A 1961-nucleotide genomic window follows, 5' to 3' on the forward strand; every position below is an offset into this window, starting at 1 on the left:
GTCCCCTTCCTGGTCATCGACCTGGTGGTCGCCAGCGTGCTGATGAGCATGGGCATGATGATGCTGCCGCCGGTGGTGGTGTCCCTGCCCTTCAAGCTGATCTTCTTCGTCCTGGTCGACGGCTGGCGCCTCGTCGCCGGCAGCCTCGTCGAGAGCTTCCAGCGAGGAGCTGGGGGCGGGTGACCCTCCTTCCCTCCCCTTTCATGGGGAGGGTGGCGCGGAGCGGGGCGACGGAACGGGTGGGGAGCAGTCGGTTCTGCAGAGAGCTCGCCGACCAGCGTATCGCAGCATCGACACTCCCCCGCCCCGGTCGGCTGCGCCGACTCGGCCCTCCCCATGAAGGGGAGGGAACGCGTCAGCTCTTCGCGGCGGGCCCGGTCGCCGCCGCCTGCGTCTGCGCGGCGGGGGTGAGGACGGGCGGCTTGGCCAGGGGCGCGGGGGCGTATTGGGCGGGGCCCTGGCGGAAGCGTTCCTTCATCTTGGCGACCCAGCCGGCGAAGGCTTCGGTGTCGGCGGTCAGGCGGCTGAACTCGGCGACGCTCGCCGAGCCGGCGCCGCTGAGGGCGATGCGCAGGGCCTCAGGGTTGCGGGCCTTGTCGTAGAAGCCGCTCCAGCGGCCTTCCAGCCGGTTCAGCGCCGCTTCGTCGCCGGCCAGGCTGTAGGCGACGCCGGCCCGCAGCAGGCGGCCCTCCTCGTCGGCGGACAGGATGGACGGGTTCTTCCAGCGCTCGCCGAGCGAGCGTTCGAAGGCCAGCCCCGCGCCGGCCCAGTCCTTCTGGCGCCACATGGTCTCGGCGCGCAGGTCGTTGGCCTCGCGTGACGTGTCGCGCTGGATGACCTCCAGGGCGTGCTCGTAGCGGCCCAGCATCATCAGCGCCCGCCCCTCGATCAGCCGGCGCTCCACGTTCAGTGCGGTTGGCAGGACGGTGGTGCGCGAGGCGTTGATCGCCGCCAGCGCCTTCTCCGGCTGACGGTCCATCAGATGGATGAGCGCCAGGTCGGTGGCGACCTGGGCGCGGGGCACCCCATCAAGGCGGTGGTTGGCCTGGTAATCGAGCAGGTCGGCGGCCTGGGCCAGGAGGTCCACGTCCACCAGCCGGCGGGTCAGCTTGCGGACCATCATGTCGCCGTCGGCGCCGATGGGGGTCAGCTCCTTGAAGTCGAAGAACAGCGCCAGGGCCTGGATCGGCTCCAGGCCGTCGGCCATGCCGTCGAGGAACAGGGTGCGGAAGGCGCCGGCGAGGTCGGCTTGCAGCGCCACCGCCTCGGGCAGGTCGGGCAGCCGCACGCCCGCCGAGCGCAGCGCCTCCAGCGCCTCGCGGTAGCGGCCTTGGTCAAGGTAGAGGCGTCCGAGCGCGCGAATGGTCTCCAGCTCGGTGGAGTCTCCGCGCCAGCGGTAGCGCAGGCCGTCGAACACCTGGGCCGCCTGGGCCGGGGTGATCTGCGCGGTCTCGTAGCGGATCTGGGTGGCCCGCAGCAGGGCGGGCGCGGAGAGCTGTTCCAGCGGCGCCTTCTGGACCGCCTGATAGATGGCGAGCGCCCGGGGCTTCTGGCCCTGGGCCTCCAGCAGCCGGGCCTCCACCAGCCGGGTGGCGAGGTCCTCGCGTGGGCCGGCCTTGGCCATCAGGGCGAGGTTCACCCGGGCGGTGGCGCCGCCAAGGTCGCCGAGCGCCAGGGCCGCCTGGGCGTCGCCGCGAGCGAACCTGGCCTTCCACTGGGCCGGGAACTGGTTGAAGGCCGAGGCGCCCGAGGCGAAGCCCTGCCGCGCTTCGGTCCACTGGGCGGTCTGGGCGGCGATGTGGCTGCGCCAGAGGGCGCTGGCCGGATCGTCTGCGAGCGCCGGGGAGGCGAAGTCGGCCTCCGCCTCCTTGTAGCGGCGGGCCATCACCTTGGCGATGCCGCGCAGACCGCGGAACTCCGGATTGGACAGCTGCTGCGGGTTGGCGCGGGCCAGCTCATTG

2 pseudogenes are annotated in these 1961 nt (G+C 72.3%); one reads left to right on the plus strand and one right to left on the minus strand.

Annotated features, from left to right (window positions below):
- A pseudogene (locus VHK87_RS16415) lies at positions 1–183 on the plus strand (flagellar biosynthetic protein FliP); the annotation flags it as partial.
- A 172-nt stretch (positions 184–355) separates the two neighbouring features.
- Here VHK87_RS16415 and VHK87_RS16420 read toward each other — a convergent pair.
- A pseudogene (locus VHK87_RS16420) lies at positions 356–1961 on the minus strand (endoglucanase); the annotation flags it as partial.

The organism is Phenylobacterium sp., from assembly GCF_036263695.1.
Taxonomy (GTDB): domain Bacteria; phylum Pseudomonadota; class Alphaproteobacteria; order Caulobacterales; family Caulobacteraceae; genus Phenylobacterium.